Origin of the sequence: Urechidicola vernalis, assembly GCF_031846385.1 — a bacterium.
Lineage (GTDB): Bacteria > Bacteroidota > Bacteroidia > Flavobacteriales > Flavobacteriaceae > Urechidicola > Urechidicola vernalis.
In genome coordinates, this window is the sequence record NZ_JAVRHV010000011.1 from 1 (window position 1) to 4014 (window position 4014).

General features: G+C 38.1%; 1 protein-coding gene. It reads left to right on the plus strand.

Annotated elements, in window-relative coordinates; translation table 11 throughout:
* Nucleotides 1-3993: gliding motility-associated C-terminal domain-containing protein (locus tag RM519_RS13865; RefSeq protein WP_311594426.1), on the plus strand; the 3993-nt coding region annotated here is incomplete at its 5' end.
* Between the last annotated feature and the right edge of the window lie 21 nt (nucleotides 3994-4014).

A 4014-nucleotide genomic window follows, 5' to 3' on the forward strand; every position in this document is an offset into this window, starting at 1 on the left:
TTGGCAGTTTGTCAGGACATTACAATTCAATTGGATGCTACTGGAAATGTGAGTATAACTGAAGGAGATATTGATGGTGGTTCAACAGACAACTGTGCAATTGACACAATTGTTGCATCAATGACATCGTTCGATTGTTCCAATGTTGGAGATAATATCGTAACATTGACTGTAACAGATATCTATGGAAATGTTAATACATGTGACGCAACGGTTACTGTAGAAGATAATATAGATCCAAATATTATTACACCAGCTTCTAATATTATTGTGGAGTGTGATGGTCAAGGAAATAATGGAGCTATTGATGCTTGGTTACAAAATAATGGAGGAGCAACTGCTTCAGATGCTTGTGGAATTGTATGGAGTAATGATTATAGCGGAGCTGGTTCTGATTGCTCTCAACCAGTTGAAGTAATATTTACTGCTACTGACCCAAGTGGAAATTCTACTTCTACAACAGCAACTTATTCTATTCAAGATACAAACGCACCAAGTATAGATACAGATGCATTAGACACAACAGTAGAATGCGATGGCGAAGGAAATGTTCAAGAGCTAGCAGATTGGTTGGCTTCTAATGGAGGTGCAACAGCGAGTGATGATTGTTCTAGTGTAACTTGGTCAAATAATGCTGGAAGTTTAAGTGATGAATGTGGAATGACAGGAAGTGTAACAGTTACATTTACAGCAACAGATGGTTGTGGAAACTTTAGTGAGACAACTGCTACCTTTACATTAGTGGATACAACTCCACCTTCAATTACTGCGCCGGCAGATGTAACGGTTGAGTGTACTGAAGATACAAGTTCTCAAGCAACAGGAACTCCAACGGGTATTTATGACGCTTGTAGTGGAATTTCTGTAGGAGAGAGTGATGCAGTAGTTGATACTTGTGGTAATACAATGATAATTACTAGAACTTGGACTGCTACTGATGAGTGTGGAAACGCAACGAGTGTAGATCAAATAATTACGGTTGTTGATACAACACCACCTTCAATTACTGCACCTGCAGATGTTACAATTGAGTGTACAGAGGATGCAAGTTCTCAGTCTCAAGGAATAGCTATAGGAAGTGATACTTGTGGAGACATTACAATTACTGAAAGTGATTCTGAAGTTGAAAATTGTGGTAACACAAAAGTAATTACAAGAACTTGGACGGCTACGGACGCATGTGGTAACACATCAAGTGCAGATCAAACAATTACAATTGTAGATACAGTTGCTCCGGTAATAATTACTGAGGCGTCTAACGAAACAGTTGAAGCAGATGGTGAAGGAAACTTACAGATATTCCAAAACTGGATAAACACGCAAGGTGGAGCGGTAGCAACAGACAATTGTTCTAATGTTACTTGGACACACAATTTTACAGACTTTAATTATATCTGTGGAAAAGCAGGGTCAGTTGAAGTAACTTTTACGGCAATAGATGAATGTGGGAATGCGACTTCAACAATTGCTAACTTTACTATAGTAGATAGTTTAGGACCAGTTTTATCTTCTATTCCACCAAACATTACTTTGGAGTGTGATACTGATTTAGGAACAGGTGTACAAGGAGTAGCAGTATTCTCTGATGTAAATTCGGATGTTGAAATTACATACTCAGATGTATTTGTTTCAACAAGAGGAGCAGGAGGAGTGCTTACAAGATTATGGACTGCTACTGATCAATGTGGGAATATAACTCAAGTAAATCAAGTAATTACGGTAGAAGATACAGTGCCACCAACATTAACAGTTCCTGCAGATGTTACTGTAGAATGTACGGAGGATACTAGTTCTGCATCAACAGGTGTTGCAACGGCAACGGATAATTGTGATGCAATTACTGTGACTGAAAATGATAGTGTTGTAGAAACATGTGGAAACACAATGATAATTACAAGAACTTGGACAGCAGAAGATAATTCTGGAAATATGATGTCAGGAGATCAAATCATTACAGTTGTTGATACAACACCACCAACTTTAGTAGTTCCTGCTGATGTAACAGTAGAGTGTACTGAAGATTATTCTTCACAAGGAACAGGAATGGCAACAGGAGATGATAGTTGTGGAAATGTAACAATATCTGAAAGTGATGCTATGGTTGATACGTGTGGAAATACAATGGTCATTACAAGAACTTGGACGGCTACTGACGAGTGTGGTAACGCTACAAGCGCAAATCAAGTAATTACAGTTGTAGATACAACACCACCAAGCATTGTAGTTCCAGAAGATATGACTGTTGAGTGTACAGAAGATTATACTTCTCAGGCAACAGGAATGGCAACAGGAAGTGATACTTGTGGAAATGTAACGATTACGGAGAACGATTCAGTTGAAGATACTTGTGGAAACACAATGATCATTACAAGAACTTGGACTGTAACGGACGAATGTGGGAATGCAACTAGTGCAGATCAAGTGATTACTATCGTTGATACAACACCTCCAACTATTGTTGCTCCTGCAGATGTTACTATAGAATGTACAGGAGATTATAGTGCTCAGGCAACGGGAGTAGCAACAGCAAGTGATACTTGTGGGTCAGTGACTATTTCAGAAAGTGATGCAACAGTTGATGCTTGTGGAAATACTATGATAATAACAAGAACTTGGACAGCAACAGACGAATGTGGTAACACAGCAAGTGCAACTCAAGTAATTACTTTAGAAGATACGGAAGGTCCTACTTTTGATACGATGCCTGCGGATATTGTAGTAACATGTGCTGCTGAAATTCCAGGAGATCAAGGAGTAACTTCTTCTGATAGTTGTGATGTAGCTCCAAGTGTAGTATTTACACAATCAGCTGCACCAGCATGTAATGGAGATGTTATCAATACTTGGACAGCGACAGATGCTTGTGGAAACCAAACAGTATACAGTCAAACGGTAACTATCAATGATACTATTGCACCAGTGTTTACTTCGACGGAATTCCCAACGGATATTACAGTTGAGTGTGATGCAGTACCATCACCATTAACAATGACTGCTATGGACAACTGTGGTGGAGAAATTGAAGTGACATTGAACGAAGAAACAATTGTTCCTGGTACTGGTTGTCAGAATTATACTACAACGAGAGTATGGTCTGCAATGGATTGTGCTGGAAATGAAGTGACACATACACAGGTGATTACGGTTGTTGATACAACACCACCAACTATTATTGAATTCCCAGACAGTGAATTGACCGTTACTTGTGCTGATATTCCTTCACCTGCTGAGATATTTGCAGTAGATAATTGTAGTTCTGCAATTTCAACAATTTTTGAAGAGCAGATATTGGATCCAGATTCTGAAGGGAATTATCAGATTATTAGAGCATGGGTGTTGACAGATGAGTGTGGTAATGAAAGTACTTTTGTACAAACTATAAATGTAGAGTCTTTAGATACGGTTGATTCGAATAATATAATTGATTTATGTATTGATGATTTAAGTCTTGACTTGTTAACATTGTTATCTTCAGATATTGATGTAAGCGGTACTTGGTCTGATGATAATAATAGTGGAGCATTGAGTGGAAACTCATTTGACCCATCGAATGTTCAATTAGGAGTTTATGAATTCACATATAGGTCTAACGATTCAGATTGTGCGTACTCTGAGGTGTTTAGAATAAATGTAAACGACGATTGTGTTGTATTACCTTGTTCAACTGATGACATAGCAATTTCTAGAGTATTGACTCCGAATGGAGATGGTCATAATGAGGCATTTGAAATCTCGGGATTAGAAACATGTGGATATACCTATGATGTTATGATATTTAACAGATGGGGAGCAGTGGTTTATCAATCTACAAATTACCAGAATAATTGGACAGGTTATAATGCCGAAGGAGGGATGACCATTGGGTCTTCAGCAACTTTACCAACAGGAACATACTATTATGTAGTTAAGGTGCTTGGAGGTAATGGAAGCAATGGTGTTGACAGTTCAGCATTTAAACCAATCACAGGATACATTTATTTAGGATCTAACTAATAATAATTAAAAGAGATACTT